A 14,571-nucleotide genomic window follows, 5' to 3' on the forward strand; every position below is an offset into this window, starting at 1 on the left:
TATGTTTTCGCAGACGCCCTTTATTATTGCCGAGTTATCCGGCAACCACGATCAAGATTTTGAATTGGCCAAGGCCATGGTTTACGCCGCCGCTGACGCTGGTGTTGATGCGATTAAGCTGCAAACTTACACGCCAGACACCATGACGTTGGATGTTCGTCATGGGGAATTTATGGTGTCGGAAGACGACAGCCTGTGGCGTGGTCATAATTTGTATGATTTGTACGCCAAAGCGTCGACGCCGTGGGAATGGCATAAACCTTTATTTGAACTGGCGGAGTCGCTAGGGCTGGTGGCGTTTAGTTCACCTTTTGACTTGAGTGCTGTGGCGTTTTTAGAGTCGCTTGAGGTGCCATTGTATAAAATTGCTTCCTTTGAAATGACTGATATCCCGCTGATTCAAGCCGTCGCGCGTACTGGAAAGCCCATCATTATGTCTACTGGCATGGCGACGTTTGAGGAAATCGAAGAAGCGGTGGCGACCATTCGAGCAATCGGTGATAACCCGCTGACCTTACTCAAATGCACTAGCACTTATCCGGCGAAAATAGCCGATTCCAATTTAGTGACCATGGCCGATTTAGCTGCGCGAACAGGCTGCCAAGTCGGCTTGTCGGATCATACTCAGGGCTTGGGCGCAGCGGTGGCGGCCACAGCTTTAGGCGCAACCGTGATCGAAAAACACTTTGTGCTGGATCGCAGTGCGGGCGGCGTCGATGCGGCGTTTTCCATGGAGCCCGTTGAGATGAAAGCCATGGTGGAGGCCTGTCGCGCGGCAAAACAAGCCCTCGGTTCTGTGACCTATGGTGGCTCAGACGCTGAGCAAGCCGCGAAAAAGTACCGCCGCTCGATTTACGTGGCGACGGATCTACCGGCAGGGACGGTTTTAAACGAAACGCACCTGCAAATCATTCGCCCTTCCTTCGGCTTGGCACCAAAACATTGGTCAGATGTGCTGGGCAAGACTTTATCGGTTGATGCGCAAAAAGGTCAGCCTTTGGCTTGGGATATGATGGCGTGAAAGCGCTGATTCGTGCTGATGCGTCTGTCGATATCGGCATGGGGCATAGAGTACGTTGCCAAGCGTTGGCTCAGGCGCTTGTTGAGTTGGGCTGGACTTGTTGTTTCGTGGTGGATCGCCGTTATCAGGCGTTTGCTGCCGCAAATGATTATTTTATTGATAGCGAAGCAGAGTGCCTTGCGTTAGCCAGTAACGCAGATCTCATGATTCTCGATCATTATGGCTATCTAGCCGATGACATTACTGCCTTATTTCAGGCTCAGCCCAACTTATTAGTGCTGGACGATATGAATGACCGCGGTGACTTTTCGGCTAAATGGGTGTTAAACCCGATTAACCAAACCTATTCGGCCAATGTGGAACACGCACTTATTGGCAGCCAATACGCCCTGTTGCGACCTGAATTTCTAGCTCGATCTACTCAATTTAACCATGCCTCAAACCAACTATTGATTACCCTTGGTGGAACTGATCCGCTAGCGTTAACCTTGCCGATTCTGCAAGCGCTCAACGCTCGTGGCTTTTTGATGACAGATATTCAAGTCTTATTGGGCAGCAGCGCAAAAAACGCCGATGCAGTAAAACGCTTTTGCCAAGATCATGCGATTGCCTTGGAACAAGGTCTGTCCGACGTTACGCCTCTAATGGGTCGGGCAAAGATGGCCATTTCTGCGGCGGGAAGCACCTTATACGAATTAGCGTGTTTGGGGGTGCCGACGATTTTCGCTCAAGTGGCGGATAACCAAACTCGTTCGTTACAGCAGCATGTGCCTTTGGGCTGGTGCGATTCGATGCGCTTCGATACCTTGTCAGAAAACGAGCGACGGGCTCAGACAGAAGCCTTGGTTAAGACCGTTGTAGCAAAATGGCAGGACGACAGATGGCTGCGAACGGCTCGCGATACCGCCTTGAGTCTCGTTGATGGCCGTGGCGCAGCGCGCGTGGCCAACTGTGTGACCAGTTCTTAATAATGTAACGCCGAGGCTTTTTTCAGCAATATAAGCTGCGTCAGTCGTAACCAATCTTCCTCAGTATCTAAATCTTGAATGCGATGTCTTGGCAGCATGAGTGGCGTAGAATCGGGGCCAAAGATCGTCTTATCAAACCAATCTTGTGTACGTGCCCAGTAAAATTGCCCAGCATCGTGGATGGCTTCGACTAAATCTTGTGAACGTGAGACTATGTGCTCAGGGAACATGGGGGCCAGTTCGCCATTGGCCGTGATATGCAAAGCACGCTGAATAGGAAAGGCAAAGGTGGTGGCGGAAAAGCAAAAGCCGCGAGTGTTTTGTAACATTTCATACCCCAGTTGCACATCGTTTGAGGTCAGCAAAGGGCAGGTGGCGTACATCAAACAGGCTTCATCGGGCGCTTCACCTTGATCGATCAAATACTGCAAAGCATGCTGCATCACAGGCGTCGTACCTGTCATGTGGTCGGCTAAATCCGCAGGGCGTAAAAAAGGCGTTTCCGCGCCGTATTCGTTGGCGATGCGCGCAATTTCTTCGTCATCGGTGGAGACAATAACGCGATCAAATAAGCCTGATGCCAAGGCCGTTTCAATAGAATAAGCAATCAGCGGTTTGCCATCGAGCAAGCGAATATTTTTCTTCGGAATGCGTTGGGAGCCACCACGGGCAGGGATAACCGCGACACGCGTCATTTACAGCATTCCTTGTTCGGCCAAGGCGCAGGCTAACACCGCGACCACGCGCTCTTGTTGCTCAGAGGTCAGGCCAACAAACAAAGGCAAACTGAGCGTGCGTTGGTAGTAGTCTTCTGCAATGGGAAAGTCGCCCCAAGCAAAGCCTAGCGCCTGATAATAAGGTTGGGTGTGTACCGGAATGTAGTGCACCTGGGTGCCAATATTCGCGGATCGTAAAGCATCAAAAATCGCCTTGCGTGCTGACGGCTCGACTTTTTGCCCGTTTTTTATGTTGCTTGGCAGTAAAATAGGGTACAGATGTAAGGACGAGTGACCGGAATCTTGCTGAAAAGGTCGTGTGATCGGTAAGTTGGCCAAGAGTTCGGCGTACAAGGCAAACTGCTGGTGGCGTTGATCAATAAAAGCGTCCAACTTTGCCAACTGTGATAAGCCCAGCGCCGCCTGCATTTCTGTCATGCGGTAATTGAACCCCAGAATGTGCTGCTCGTAATACCAATCCCCTGGCGTTTGGGTCAGTTCATCGGCGCACTTTGTTGTCCCTTGGTGAGCAAAGGTGCGTAACTGTTTGGCGAGATGAGGCTGGTTGGTCAGCGCCATACCGCCTTCCCCTGAGGTGATGATTTTTACCGGATGAAAACTAAACACACAAATATCACTGTACTGACATGCCCCAACATACGCTTGCTGGTACGTCGCGCCAATGGCGTGGGACGCGTCTTCAATAATACGAAAGCCGTATTCTTGTGCCAAACGATGAATCGCCTGCATATCACAAGACTGACCCGCAAAATGTACGGGAATCACCACCTTAGGTAGGGTGTTATTGTGTTTGGCGTGGGCTAATTTTTCCGCCAGTTTGTCGGCACACAGGTTATAGGTGTGTGGGTCTATGTCGACAAAATCGACCTCGGCACCGCAATAACGGGCGCAATTGGCCGAGGCTATAAAGGTATTGGGTGAGGTCCAAACGCGGTCACCTTCCGTTACCCCCAGCGCCAAGCACGCCATGTGCAATGCCGAGGTTGCGCTGTTCGCTGCGACGGCGAAGTGAGCGTCCACTTTTTTAGCAACCGCCTGCTCAAACGCTTCAACGCAAGGGCCTTGCGTTAAAAAGTCAGAACGCAATACGTCGACCACCGCATTGATGTCGTCTTCGCTAATCGACTGGCGTCCATAGGGAATAAAGGCGTCGGGCATCGAGTCAGTGTGTTTTTTACTGTGCGTCATCGAAGGTTAAAATCTCTTCAATCGTTAAAAAGTGCGGATTATTACCCGATTGGTACTCATAGCCCGGTTCGACCAAGGTGCCGATTTCACCCAAACGACTGCGGCCAAAGTCCATGTCGTCCTGATAAAACTTGATGCTCGGCGCAATTACATAATGGTGCTCAAATTCATAGGTATGATAGGAGTCGTCGGTAGGGCACATCACTTCGTGAAGCTTTTCACCTGGGCGAATGCCGACGTTTTTGGTCGGTAAATGCGGCGCATACGCCTTAGCCAAATCCAAGATGTGAACGGACGGGATTTTTGGAATAAAGATTTCACCGCCGTGCATGCGCTGGAAATTTTTTAGCACAAAGTCGACGCCCATGGGCAAGGTGATCCAAAAGCGCGTCATGTCTGGGTGGGTGATTGGAATGGCTTCCGCCCCATCGCTGACCAGTTTCTGAAAAAACGGCACCACCGAACCACGAGAACCGACCACATTGCCGTAACGCACCACAGAGAATCGTGTGCGACCTTGGCCGACCATGTTGTTGGCGGCAACAAACAGCTTATCGGAAGCGAGTTTGGTGGCACCGTACAAATTAATGGGGGCGGCGGCCTTATCGGTGGATAGGGCAATGACCTTTTCGACGTTATTGGCGATGGCCGCGGCAATGACGTTTTCCGCGCCATGAATATTGGTTTTAATGCACTCCATCGGATTGTATTCCGCAGCGGGCACTTGTTTTAGTGCCGCAGCGTGGATGACAAAATCCACATCGCGCATGGCTTGTGTCATGCGGTCTTTGTCGCGCACATCGCCAATAAAGTAACGCATACAAGGGGCGTCAAAGTCTTGTTGCATCTCGTATTGTTTGAGTTCATCACGGGAATAAATCACCAGACGTTTGGGTTGGTAATTGGCCAAGAGTGTTTTGACGTACTGGCGGCCAAAAGAACCGGTTCCGCCTGTAATCAGGATGCTTTTGTTGTTGAACATAGTGTTGTACCAAACCAAAGGGTGAAAAGTGTCGAGATTAAATCAAGATTGTACAAAGAATGCTTCTAGGGTATCGACCTTTTTTGTAAAAACATTAATGAAATCAATCGTGCTTTGTTGGGTTCTGTCGAGCTACACAACCCTCAATATGGTCGTTGACCATGCCGGTGGCTTGCATAAAGGCGTAGCAGGTGGTGGGGCCAAGAAACTTAAAACCGCGCTTTTTTAAGTCTTTGGCGAAGCGTGTAGACAGCTCGGTCACAGCAGGCCCATCGGTGTGGTGTTTGAGTGGATGATCAATAATGTTATGGTCACTAAAGGCCCAGTAATAGTCACTAAAAGAACCAAACTTGTCGACAATTTTTAAAAAAGCCTTGGCGTTGTTGATGGTGGCTTCGATTTTAGCGCGATGACGTACGATGCGTTCATCGAGTAATAAGCGTGCTACGTCGCCCTCTGTCATCGCCGCGACTTTTATAGGGTCAAAATGATGAAACAGGGCACGGTAGCCCTCGCGTTTACGTAAAATCGTAATCCAACTGAGGCCAGCTTGAGCGCTTTCAAGTACAATGCATTCAAACAAGGTTTTATCGTCGTAGACGGGCTTGCCCCACTCATTATCGTGGTAGTCAATATAGTCTGGCGATCCTAAACACCAAGCACAGCGTATTGTTTGCATACATTCACCTGTTATCTGCAATGACATCAACACAAGATAGCGTCTAAATAAATAGGCTAAAAAAACACTATGACCTTTAAACCAACTTATAGCAAAAAAGACGTGGAAATTTTAAAAGACGAGTGTCTTTATAAAGGCTTTTTTGAAATGCGCAAATTGACCCTACGCCATCGCCAATTCAATGGTGGCTGGAGCCAACCCATGCAACGGGAAATGATGGTGCGTAACGATGCTGTGTGTGTTTTATTGTTTGATCCGGTGGCGGATAAGATTTTGTTGATTGAGCAGTTTCGTCCGGCGGTGACAAGAAGCGAATCGCCATGGTTGCTCGAAGTGGTGGCGGGCATGGTTGAAGCGGGCGAAAGTGACGAAGAGGTGGCGCGACGTGAGTCTTTTGAAGAAGCCGGTGTTACCGTAAAACGTTTGCAATACATGTTTAAGTTTGTGCCGTCTCCTGGTGGGTTGATGGAATACCTGCGCATGTATTTGGGCGAATTCGATGCCAGCCAAGTGGATCTGGCGCAGTCTTACGGTTTGGACACGGAGAACGAAGACATTAAACTGCATTTGTTGGACGCGGACGAGGCGGTTGAACTGCTGAAGCACGACATTGAAAACGCCAGCACCATTATGGCGTTACAGTGGTTTGCTTTGAACAAGGCTGAGCAGCTGCAAAAATGGGGGCCTTGATATGTCGGGTACGCAATATTCGCTGAAGAAAAATCGCCAATATGTGCCGGATCTGGTCAGTCTGCAGCAGTTAGGCGAGTTGAATTATCGTCGTATGAACCGGTTGATTCGTGGCGAAGAAGAGATGGACACTTGGCAGTTTGCCGTGCATACCTCGGGCGATCAAGAGAGTCGTTTGCGATTGACGTTAGGAAAGGAAAGTCGTTTTACCTCGGAGATTGCTTTAGAATTTGGTCCACAAACGGACAAAAAATTGTTGTTTAAGACCACTTTATCCATGACGGTGCGCCTGTATCATGATGTGGGTATTGCGGAAATCACCGATGGCCATCGTCAATACCGCGGTGTTTATCCTTATCCTAATGATGCCATGTTGCATCGGGATGAGAAGTTTCGTTTGAATCAGCAGTTGGCGGATTTATTAGAGCTTTGTTTGAAACATGGGCACCGTTTAAACGCCACGTCGATTTTTCAATTTGCTTGAGTGCCAGAAGCGTTAATCCGTTCTTTTTCTGCTTTTTTTCTGCCAATAACACGTTTTATATCTTTTATTAATAAGAGCCTTTCATGCCAGTACTTCTTTACATTCATGGGTTTAACAGTTCAGAACGTTCCCACAAAGCCAATGTGCTGGTGGAAGCGGTGACGAAAATAGGTTTGCCAGGGGCGGTTATGTCACCACGTTTGTCATGGCAGCCCAGTAAGGCCATCGCGCAATTAGAGGCGTTGATTGAAACGCATCTAGCAGAAGGGGTGACTCTGGTTGGCAGTTCATTGGGCGGTTTTTATGCCACTTATTTGGCCGAGAAGTATCAACTCAACGCGGTGTTGGTGAACCCCGCGGTAGAGGCGCCTACCTTGTTAACGCGTCATTTGGGGCCGCAGGTGAATCCGTATACGGGAGAGTCTTATACATTGACCGCTGCGCACATGACGGAGTTGCAAGCCTTGGTAGTGCCTCATCCAACGGCGTCTTTGTATTGGCTTATGTTGCAAGAAGGGGATGAGGTATTGGATTACCGTGCCGCTTTGAGCGCGTTTCCCGAGACAGTGCGTTTAACGCAAGAACTGAATGGTGACCACCGCTTTGTCGACTTTGAGCGTTTTATCCACGATATTTTACGTTTTGCTCAAATAATCACCGACTAATCTGGGCTTTCACGGCCCTTTTCCTACCCTTTGTCTAGAGCATTTCACAGGATACAAAACCAGTGATAGACTCTGTGCCATCATTTTATATTCAAAATGCCATGGGCTTTTTTTAATCGCCATGGCCGATCATATTGGAAACCACACGCATGTCAGCAAAAGAATACAACGCTGGATCAATTGAAGTCCTCAGCGGTCTAGAGCCGGTCCAAAAACGCCCAGGAATGTACACAGACACCACTCGGCCCAACCACTTAGGGCAAGAGGTAATCGATAACTCGGTCGATGAAGCCCTAGCGGGTCACGCCGATCGCATTGAGGTCGTTTTATACAAAGATGGTTCCTTGAGCGTGGAAGACAATGGCCGCGGTATGCCGGTGGATATTCACCCGGAAGAAGGCGTGTCGGGCGTTGAGCTGATTCTCACCAAGTTGCACGCGGGCGGTAAATTCTCGGGTGATAATTACCAGTTTTCCGGTGGTTTGCACGGTGTGGGTGTGTCGGTGGTGAATGCCTTGTCGACCTCGTTAGAAGTGTGGGTACGTCGCGGTGGGGTTCAGTATCACATTGGTTTTGAGCATGGTTTTAAAACCTCGGAACTGAAAGAAATTGGCACGGTGGGCAAAAAGAACACGGGCACCAAGGTGAAGTTCAGTGCCGACGGTAAGTATTTCGACAGTCCTAAGTATTCTTTATCACGCTTAAAGCACCTTTTAAAAGCGAAGGCGGTGTTGTGTTCTGGCCTTCATGTGGTGTTCATCGATCAAAGTGGCGCCAAAGAAGTCCGTGAAGAGTGGTTTTATCAAGACGGGCTGAAAGATTATCTCGCCTTGGCGAATGAGGGTTTTGTGCTCTTGCCCGATGAGCCTTTTATTGGCGGTTTGAGTGAAAAAACACAAGGCGTTGATTGGGCCGTGCAGTGGCTACCGGAAGGCGGTGAGTTGGTCACAGAAAGTTATGTGAACCTAATCCCAACCGCGCAAGGCGGCACCCATGTCAATGGTTTACGAACTGGCTTGTTAGAAGCGATCCGTGAATTTTGCGATTTTCATAATTTGTTGCCGCGTGGCGTTAAGTTAACGGCGGAAGACGTGTGGGATCGGTGCAGTTATGTGTTGTCTGCGAAAATTCAAGAGCCGCAGTTTTCAGGTCAAACTAAGGAGCGTTTGTCTTCCCGTCAAATCGTGGCTTTTATTTCGGCGACGGTAAAAGACGCCTTTAGTTTATGGTTGAATTCCCATGTGGAAGACGGCAATAAAATCGCTGATATTGTTATTAATAGTGCGCAAAAACGCCTTCGTGCCAGCAAAAAAGTGGTGCGTAAAAAAGTCACGCAAGGCCCGGCGTTACCCGGTAAATTAGCCGACTGTTCCGGTCAAGATTCTTCTCGCAGTGAGTTGTTTTTGGTGGAAGGGGATTCAGCCGGTGGTTCGGCTAAGCAAGCGCGTGAAAAAGATTTTCAGGCGATTTTGCCTTTGCGCGGTAAGATCCTTAACTCTTGGGAAGTGGATTCTAATCAGGTGTTGGCGTCTCAAGAGATTCACGATATTTCCGTGGCATTAGGGGTGGACCCGGGTGAAGAAGATTTGAGTGGTCTACGTTACGGTAAAGTGTGTATTTTGGCTGATGCTGACTCGGATGGTTTGCACATCGCTACCCTGATTTGCGCTTTGTTTGTACGTCATTTTCCTGCTTTAGTGAACAATGGGCATGTGTTTGTTGCCATGCCGCCCTTGTATCGTATTGATCTGGGCAAAGAGGTGTATTACGCCTTGGACGATGAAGAAAAAGACATCACTTTGCATAAGCTGGCTAAAGAAAATAAACGGGGCGTGCCTAATGTGCAGCGCTTTAAAGGCTTGGGTGAGATGAACCCGTCACAACTGCGTGAAACCACTATGGCACCGGATACCCGCCGTTTGATTCAGTTAACCATGGAGGATAAGCCAGATACGGATGAATTGTTGGATAAACTTCTGTCGAAAAAACGGGCTGGCGATCGAAAAGGCTGGTTAGAAACCTATGGTAATTTAGCGATTGTAGATTGATCTTGGCCTCTTACAACGTAAGGCATCGCCAACCTCTTAATATAAAATGGAAACAATGTAATGTCCCAAGAACAAGATGACAAAATTATCAGTGAAGATGTCCTTTATGAAAAAATTGATCATTATTTGATGGCGTTTGGCACGGATCGCTCTTTGCTGTGCGTGTCAGAGTTGGATGGCTTTTTAACCGCATTGGGTTGTTCCATGCAAGAGTTAGAGCCTGATACCTGGTTAGGGGCGATTTGGGGCGCGGATGAAGACCAGCCTGTTTGGGAATCTACTGAGCAAGAAGATGAGTTTTTGAGTCTGGTGCTGATCATGTATATGGAAACCATGAACGGTCTGTTGTTTGGGGATTTCTATCCTGTTTACTTAGAACAAGAAGTGGACGGCGAGTCTACCTTGTTGGTGGAAGAATGGTGTGTGGGTTTTGTGCGTGGTGCCAAGTTGATTGGGCTAGGTATCGGTGGTGACCGTGCCTTTTTTGATGAGGTGTTGGCGCCGGTTCGTTTGTTTGGCACGGAAGCGGGCTGGGACAAGTTAGACATGATGGTCGATGAAGAAGTGGCTTTTTGGCGCGAGAATTTAGAGCCGTCTATTTTACGTTTGGTGCAGCACTTTCACCCAGAAATACAAACAACCACGAAAGACGGACAAACACGGGTTTTGCATTAATCGTTTTTGTATTCGTTCTTGTACTAATTATTTTTATATAAATAAGTGCGATAAAAAACGTGACCTTTTGAGTCACGTTTTTTTGTTTAGTGCTTGAGCGTTGCTGTATTAGCCAACCACTTTGGCGATGCTTTCACACAGGTAGTCAATGTTGGTATCGCTGACGCCCGCTATGCTGATGCGTCCGGTATCGGCCATGTAAATGGCATACTCATAACGCAATGTATGCACTTGTTCTGGTGTTAAGCCAGAGTAGGAGAACATTCCGCGTTGTTTTTTGATAAAACCAAAGTCTCTGCTAACGCCAGAGGCAGCCAGTTTTGTGACCAATTTCTCACGTAAGTTGTTAATGCGATCGCGCATGGCGGCGACTTCCAGTTCCCATTCTGCTGCCAATGCGGGGTCACTCATAATGGTGTACACCACTTCAGCACCGTGCGCCGGGGGCATGGAGTAGTTAGCACGGATTGCTTGGCCGATAATGGAAAACGCTGTGTTGGCGTCTTCGGCGGTTTCGCCAATCACACTCAACCCACCACAACGGTCACGGTAAATGCCAAAGTTTTTCGAGAAGGAGTTGGCAATCAACATATCCGATACGTTGTCTGCCATGTAGCGAAACCCTTCGAGGTCTTTGTTTAGGCCGTCGCCAAAGCCTTGGTAGGCAGCATCGACTAGTGGCAATAGGCCGCGTTCGTTGACCAGTTCGGTGAGTTCTTTCCAGTGGTCAAATTCTAGGTCAACGCCCGTTGGGTTGTGGCAGCAAGCGTGTAAGAGCAATACATCGCCGGGTTTGGTTTCGGCTTTTAGGGTCGCCATCATGTCGTCGAAACGCAGGCCGCTGGTGGCTCGATCGTAGTAGGGGTACTCTTTTACTTCCACGCCAACATATTCAAAGATGGACGTATGGTTTCCCCAGGTTGGATCGCTGACCCAAAGTCGGGCATCGGCGAAGCTGGCATGGATAAAATCGGCCGCGATTCTTAACGCGCCTGTGCCGCCAGGGGTTTGTGTAGAGCGAATACGACCTGACGTGGTGATGTCATTGTTTTCCCCAAGCAACAAATTTTGAATAACGCCTTCAAATTCTGCTGCGCCGTAAATGCCTAGGTAGCTTTTTGAGCCTTGTTGTTCCAATAAGATGGCTTCGGCTTTTTTAACGGTATTCAGCACGGGGGTGTGGCCGTTGTCATCTTTGTAAACGCCTACGCCCAAGTCAATTTTTTTGGGATTAGGATCTTGTTTGTAGGCCATGATAAGGGCGATGAGCGGGTCGCCAGCAACAGCGTTTAGGTGTTTGAACATGATGGGTACGGAGTCCTTGTTGTGAGCGAAGTCGCTTGGTTGGGGGCTGTATTTTTTCGTTTTTATGACAAAATACAATGTAACAGAAAGGGAATTTCTTCTTCAACTGGAAAAACCTCAAGCGACTTCATGTTAGTGGTTTGATTTGATTGCCAAGAGTGTATTTATGACTGCTTTTTCTCTGCGTTTTCGCGCGCTCGATGCTTGGTTAGCCGAGCACATTGCTTTGTGGCAATTTGATACGTTTGCTGAGGTGGATAATCCTTGGCGGGCGATGTATCCGGCGTTGGCGTCGTATCTTGAGCAGGTTGATTTTGATGCACTTCACAGCGACGATTTTTACGCGACGGTGTTTCGCTTGTGTCCGAGTTTGTTGGCATGGGGTGAGGCGGCTGTGTCAGGTCAACCAGCGTTAGCCGCGTTAGACGACCGGTCGGAGCAGTCGGTTTCTCTTCCTGGTTATGTTTCCACGGGAATTAAGGGGCGCAAGTGGTCACAAATTCAGGCATTTGTGGCGCAAACGCCGGTGGTGTCTGATTATGTTGAGTGGTGTGCCGGTAAAGGTCATTTGGGTAAGGTGTTGGCGTTTCAGCAGCAAGCTAGGGTGCAGAGTTTGGAGTGGCAACAGGTCTTGTGTGAAGCGGGGGAGCAGGAAGCAAAGAGGTTGGGGGTTGATCAGAGGTTTGCTCATGTTGATGTGTTGAAGCAGCAGGGTAGGGCGGCGCTGTTTGATGCGGATTGTGTGGTGGCGTTGCATGCGTGTGGGGATTTGCATCGGGTGTTGTTGCAGCAGGCGGCAGAGGCGAAGACGTCGCAATTGTGCCTTGTGCCTTGTTGTTATCATTTGACGCAAGCGGCGGTGTATGTGCCTTTGTCTGGGGAGGCGCAGGGTTCGGCGTTGTGTTTGCGTCAGGCGGATCTTAAGTTGGCGGTTAAGGAGGTGGTGACGGCGGGGGCGCGTGAGCAGCGGTTGAAGCGGCTTGAGTTGACGTATCGTTTGGGGTTTGATGCTTGGCAACGTGAGGTTCGTGGGGAGGATGGGTATTTGCCGGTGCCGTCTTTGCAGAAGGCGTTGTTGGGGCAGGGTTTTGTGGGGTTTTGTGATTGGGCGGCGGAGCAAAAGCATTTTTCTCAACGTATAACGAAAGCGGAGGCGGTGCATTTTGAGCGGGTCGGGCAGGCGCGTTATGAAACGGTGCAACGGCTAGAGGCGATTAGTCAGTTGTTTCGGCCAGCGTTGGAGCAGTGGCTGGTGCTTGATCGGGCGATGTATCTTCAAGAGCAGGGGTATCACGTTGAGATCGGGGCATTTTGTGACAAAACACTCACCCCAAGGAACTGGATGATACGCGCAAAGCGTGATTGATGGCGATCTTGGAACGGGGAGAGGATTGGGGTACATTGGAGGAAACCTCAAGGAAGTGTGTTTATAATTAATAGATGGTGAGTTATTAGACTGCGAGGGAGTGTAATGAAGATTATAGATAAGCCAACGAAAAAGGTCCTTGTATATTTTGATGGTATTAATTTACTGAATGGAGAGTACGTTACTAGTGATGGAGAAATTATAAGTCAAGAGTTTGACGAGCAGAAAGATAAATTTATATTCCATACTCCATTCGGCTATTTTGAATATGCAAAATTCATTTACTATAAAGAGTTAAAGGTCTGGCCATCTGAATTATTTTATTTAGATGGTGATAGTGAAAATACTGATATATCAAATTTAGCTCAGAATCTTTATACGTTCACTTCTTTTGATGATCTAAAAAATAGATTGTGTGAAATCTTTATATATGATGCTGGTGGTTTTTACAGCAAGTTGTCAGATGAGAAAATTGACTTTATTTTTGTCGGTGAAAAAAAGATTCCAATAGAAAATTTATTCTTCTATGTTTTAAATGAAGATCTGGATACTATTGTTTTCCCTAAATTATTAGATTTTTCATTTATATCTGATAGTGATCTCGTATATGGAAATATAATCGAAAACGATTTTTTAGAGCGTATTAGTTTTGATTTTGATGATTTATTTAAATATATCCACTATGATTCAGAGGAGTCAGTTTTAAGGTGGAAGTACTGTAGTAAATTTAGTGGTCTAAAAAATAATATACTAGAAGGTATGCCCATTAATATAGACTTTATTGGTTATCGCGTTGTATATTTTAATGGTTGTTATTATTTTTATGAAGAACTAGAGGAAAGATATTTTCGTCATAACGATATTGCTCCTACAGGAGATAATTTGAGTGATTTATCCTCTAATTTTCGACCAGTCAGGATAAAGAAATGTTTTTATTGTGGTGATGATTCATCAATGACTAGAGATCATGTTATTCCTATTTCAAGTCTCAGGTTTAAAAGAGATTATAAACAAAGCGAAGTTGTAGATTGCTGTCTTGAGTGTAATCTTCTTTTAGGTGATAAATACATTACAACTGTAGAGGAAAGGGCAGCATTTTTAGCAGAAAGAATTAGTAAGCGATATAGAAGTGTTCTCAGTACAGGAAATTTTGATAATTCAGAATTAGATAGCTACGGTGATAGGGTGCGTAGTTATATAAAAGCAAATATGTTCAAGAAGGCCGTAGTTCTTAATAGAATAGATCATTGTCATAAAATTTCAGGTGAATTATACGATAAAGCAGAAGTTGCTCATTTAACAGGTATTACTACATTGAGTAAAAAACGTGCTTATCTTCTGATTGAAAGCTATCTAGGTAAATATATCTCTGAAAGTGATCTATCTTTCTATAAGGTTGCATCACAAGAGTATTCCCTTAATGAAAGTGAAGTGAAAGACATAATCAATGAAAAGAAGCTTTTTGATGTTTCAATACAATATAAATTTGATCGAAGCTTTGATTGCTCTCACTCTCTTAAAGTGCTTAAAAAATTACTTGCTAGAAAGTAAATCATTATATTAATGAACTGTCTTCAAAACATATGAAATAGAATGCTCGCCTCAATGATTTATAATAGAGTTTATTGCTTAATATAGTCGTCCCTGAATAATGGCGTTTCAGACAAGAAACGCCATGGTATTTTTAGGCTTTTCCATTAAAAACGTTATTTTTAGCCATATGCGCTGTAAAAAAGACCCAAAATATTGGGCACAATAAAGCC

14 protein-coding genes are annotated in these 14,571 nt (G+C 47.1%); 9 read left to right on the forward strand and 5 right to left on the reverse strand.

Translation table 11 applies throughout. The features are described from left to right. Position 1 precedes the first annotated feature (1 nt). Together pseI and pseG are read left to right on the forward strand one after the other, a co-directional pair. Positions 2-1,021 (forward strand): pseudaminic acid synthase, encoded by a 1,020-nt coding sequence (pseI, locus tag LG368_RS13280; protein ID WP_226755213.1) that lies wholly within the window; start codon positions 2-4, stop codon positions 1,019-1,021. Next, the gene (gene pseG / locus LG368_RS13285) at positions 1,018-1,989 is read left to right on the forward strand and encodes a UDP-2,4-diacetamido-2,4,6-trideoxy-beta-L-altropyranose hydrolase (RefSeq protein WP_226755214.1); all 972 of its coding nucleotides are present in this window, start codon (positions 1,018-1,020) and stop codon (positions 1,987-1,989) included. The genes pseI and pseG overlap by 4 nt, the downstream gene beginning before the upstream one ends. On the opposite strand, the gene pseF is transcribed toward pseG, so the two are convergent. The 4 genes from pseF to LG368_RS13305 all read right to left on the reverse strand — a co-directional run bounded on the left by pseF (position 1,986) and on the right by LG368_RS13305 (position 5,575). Then, positions 1,986-2,684, reverse strand: coding sequence for a pseudaminic acid cytidylyltransferase (pseF, locus tag LG368_RS13290; protein ID WP_226755215.1), 699 nt, complete (start codon positions 2,682-2,684; stop codon positions 1,986-1,988). The genes pseG and pseF overlap by 4 nt on opposite strands. Then, on the reverse strand, positions 2,685-3,914 hold the full coding sequence (pseC, locus tag LG368_RS13295) for a UDP-4-amino-4,6-dideoxy-N-acetyl-beta-L-altrosamine transaminase (protein ID WP_226755216.1): 1,230 nt from the start codon (positions 3,912-3,914) through the stop codon (positions 2,685-2,687). It lies immediately after the preceding gene. Then, the gene (gene pseB, locus LG368_RS13300; RefSeq protein WP_226755217.1) at positions 3,901-4,896 is read right to left on the reverse strand and encodes a UDP-N-acetylglucosamine 4,6-dehydratase (inverting); all 996 of its coding nucleotides are present in this window, start codon (positions 4,894-4,896) and stop codon (positions 3,901-3,903) included. Before pseB ends, pseC begins: the two co-directional genes overlap by 14 nt. 103 nt (positions 4,897-4,999) lie before the next feature. After that, positions 5,000-5,575: a DNA-3-methyladenine glycosylase I gene (locus tag LG368_RS13305; RefSeq protein ID WP_226755218.1), complete on the reverse strand. Its 576-nt coding sequence runs from the start codon at positions 5,573-5,575 to the stop codon at positions 5,000-5,002. Positions 5,576-5,644: 69 nt separating this feature from the next. Here LG368_RS13305 and LG368_RS13310 point away from each other — a divergent pair, with 69 nt between their 5' ends. The 5 genes from LG368_RS13310 (at position 5,645) to LG368_RS13330 (ending at position 10,137) form a co-directional block, all read left to right on the forward strand. Continuing rightward, on the forward strand, positions 5,645-6,265 hold the full coding sequence (locus LG368_RS13310; protein WP_226755219.1) for an NUDIX domain-containing protein: 621 nt from the start codon (positions 5,645-5,647) through the stop codon (positions 6,263-6,265). A 1-nt stretch (position 6,266) separates the two neighbouring features. Beyond that, positions 6,267-6,749, forward strand: coding sequence for a DUF1249 domain-containing protein (locus LG368_RS13315; protein WP_226755220.1), 483 nt, complete (start codon positions 6,267-6,269; stop codon positions 6,747-6,749). A gap of 83 nt (positions 6,750-6,832) precedes the next feature. Then, a complete protein-coding gene (locus LG368_RS13320; RefSeq protein ID WP_226755221.1) occupies positions 6,833-7,414 on the forward strand; it encodes a YqiA/YcfP family alpha/beta fold hydrolase in 582 nt (193 codons plus the stop codon). 149 nt (positions 7,415-7,563) lie between these two features. After that, a complete protein-coding gene (gene parE, locus LG368_RS13325; protein WP_226755222.1) occupies positions 7,564-9,462 on the forward strand; it encodes a DNA topoisomerase IV subunit B in 1,899 nt (632 codons plus the stop codon). Positions 9,463-9,522: 60 nt separating this feature from the next. Beyond that, a complete protein-coding gene (locus tag LG368_RS13330; protein ID WP_226755223.1) occupies positions 9,523-10,137 on the forward strand; it encodes a UPF0149 family protein in 615 nt (204 codons plus the stop codon). A gap of 108 nt (positions 10,138-10,245) precedes the next feature. On the opposite strand, the gene LG368_RS13335 is transcribed toward LG368_RS13330, so the two are convergent. Next, entirely contained in the window at positions 10,246-11,442 is a 1,197-nt protein-coding gene (locus LG368_RS13335) for an amino acid aminotransferase (protein ID WP_226755224.1), read from the reverse strand. A 166-nt stretch (positions 11,443-11,608) separates the two neighbouring features. Between LG368_RS13335 and LG368_RS13340 the strand changes: the two genes are divergently transcribed. Both LG368_RS13340 and LG368_RS13345 read left to right on the forward strand, forming a co-directional pair. Further along, positions 11,609-12,808 carry a methyltransferase gene (locus LG368_RS13340; RefSeq protein WP_226755225.1) on the forward strand — a complete coding sequence of 400 codons (1,200 nt, stop codon included), beginning with the start codon at positions 11,609-11,611 and terminating at the stop codon, positions 12,806-12,808. A 105-nt stretch (positions 12,809-12,913) separates the two neighbouring features. Continuing rightward, the gene (locus LG368_RS13345; RefSeq protein ID WP_226755226.1) at positions 12,914-14,359 is read left to right on the forward strand and encodes an HNH endonuclease; all 1,446 of its coding nucleotides are present in this window, start codon (positions 12,914-12,916) and stop codon (positions 14,357-14,359) included. Positions 14,360-14,571: the final 212 nt, after the last annotated feature.

The sequence above is a fragment of the Marinomonas algarum genome (assembly GCF_020532605.1).
GTDB classification, from domain to species: domain Bacteria; phylum Pseudomonadota; class Gammaproteobacteria; order Pseudomonadales; family Marinomonadaceae; genus Marinomonas; species Marinomonas algarum.

Excerpts from the sequence above, each read along its gene's own strand:
- pseI (WP_226755213.1), top strand. The coding sequence starts at position 2 with ATGTTTTCGCAGACGCCCTTTATTATTGCCGAGTTATCCGGCAACCAC.
- pseF (WP_226755215.1), bottom strand. The coding sequence starts at position 2,684 with ATGACGCGTGTCGCGGTTATCCCTGCCCGTGGTGGCTCCCAACGCATT.
- pseC (WP_226755216.1), bottom strand. The coding sequence starts at position 3,914 with ATGACGCACAGTAAAAAACACACTGACTCGATGCCCGACGCCTTTATT.
- pseB (WP_226755217.1), bottom strand. The coding sequence starts at position 4,896 with ATGTTCAACAACAAAAGCATCCTGATTACAGGCGGAACCGGTTCTTTT.
- LG368_RS13305 (WP_226755218.1), bottom strand. The coding sequence starts at position 5,575 with ATGCAAACAATACGCTGTGCTTGGTGTTTAGGATCGCCAGACTATATT.
- LG368_RS13310 (WP_226755219.1), top strand. The coding sequence starts at position 5,645 with ATGACCTTTAAACCAACTTATAGCAAAAAAGACGTGGAAATTTTAAAA.
- LG368_RS13315 (WP_226755220.1), top strand. The coding sequence starts at position 6,267 with ATGTCGGGTACGCAATATTCGCTGAAGAAAAATCGCCAATATGTGCCG.
- LG368_RS13320 (WP_226755221.1), top strand. The coding sequence starts at position 6,833 with ATGCCAGTACTTCTTTACATTCATGGGTTTAACAGTTCAGAACGTTCC.
- parE (WP_226755222.1), top strand. The coding sequence starts at position 7,564 with ATGTCAGCAAAAGAATACAACGCTGGATCAATTGAAGTCCTCAGCGGT.
- LG368_RS13330 (WP_226755223.1), top strand. The coding sequence starts at position 9,523 with ATGTCCCAAGAACAAGATGACAAAATTATCAGTGAAGATGTCCTTTAT.
- LG368_RS13335 (WP_226755224.1), bottom strand. The coding sequence starts at position 11,442 with ATGTTCAAACACCTAAACGCTGTTGCTGGCGACCCGCTCATCGCCCTT.
- LG368_RS13340 (WP_226755225.1), top strand. The coding sequence starts at position 11,609 with ATGACTGCTTTTTCTCTGCGTTTTCGCGCGCTCGATGCTTGGTTAGCC.
- LG368_RS13345 (WP_226755226.1), top strand. The coding sequence starts at position 12,914 with ATGAAGATTATAGATAAGCCAACGAAAAAGGTCCTTGTATATTTTGAT.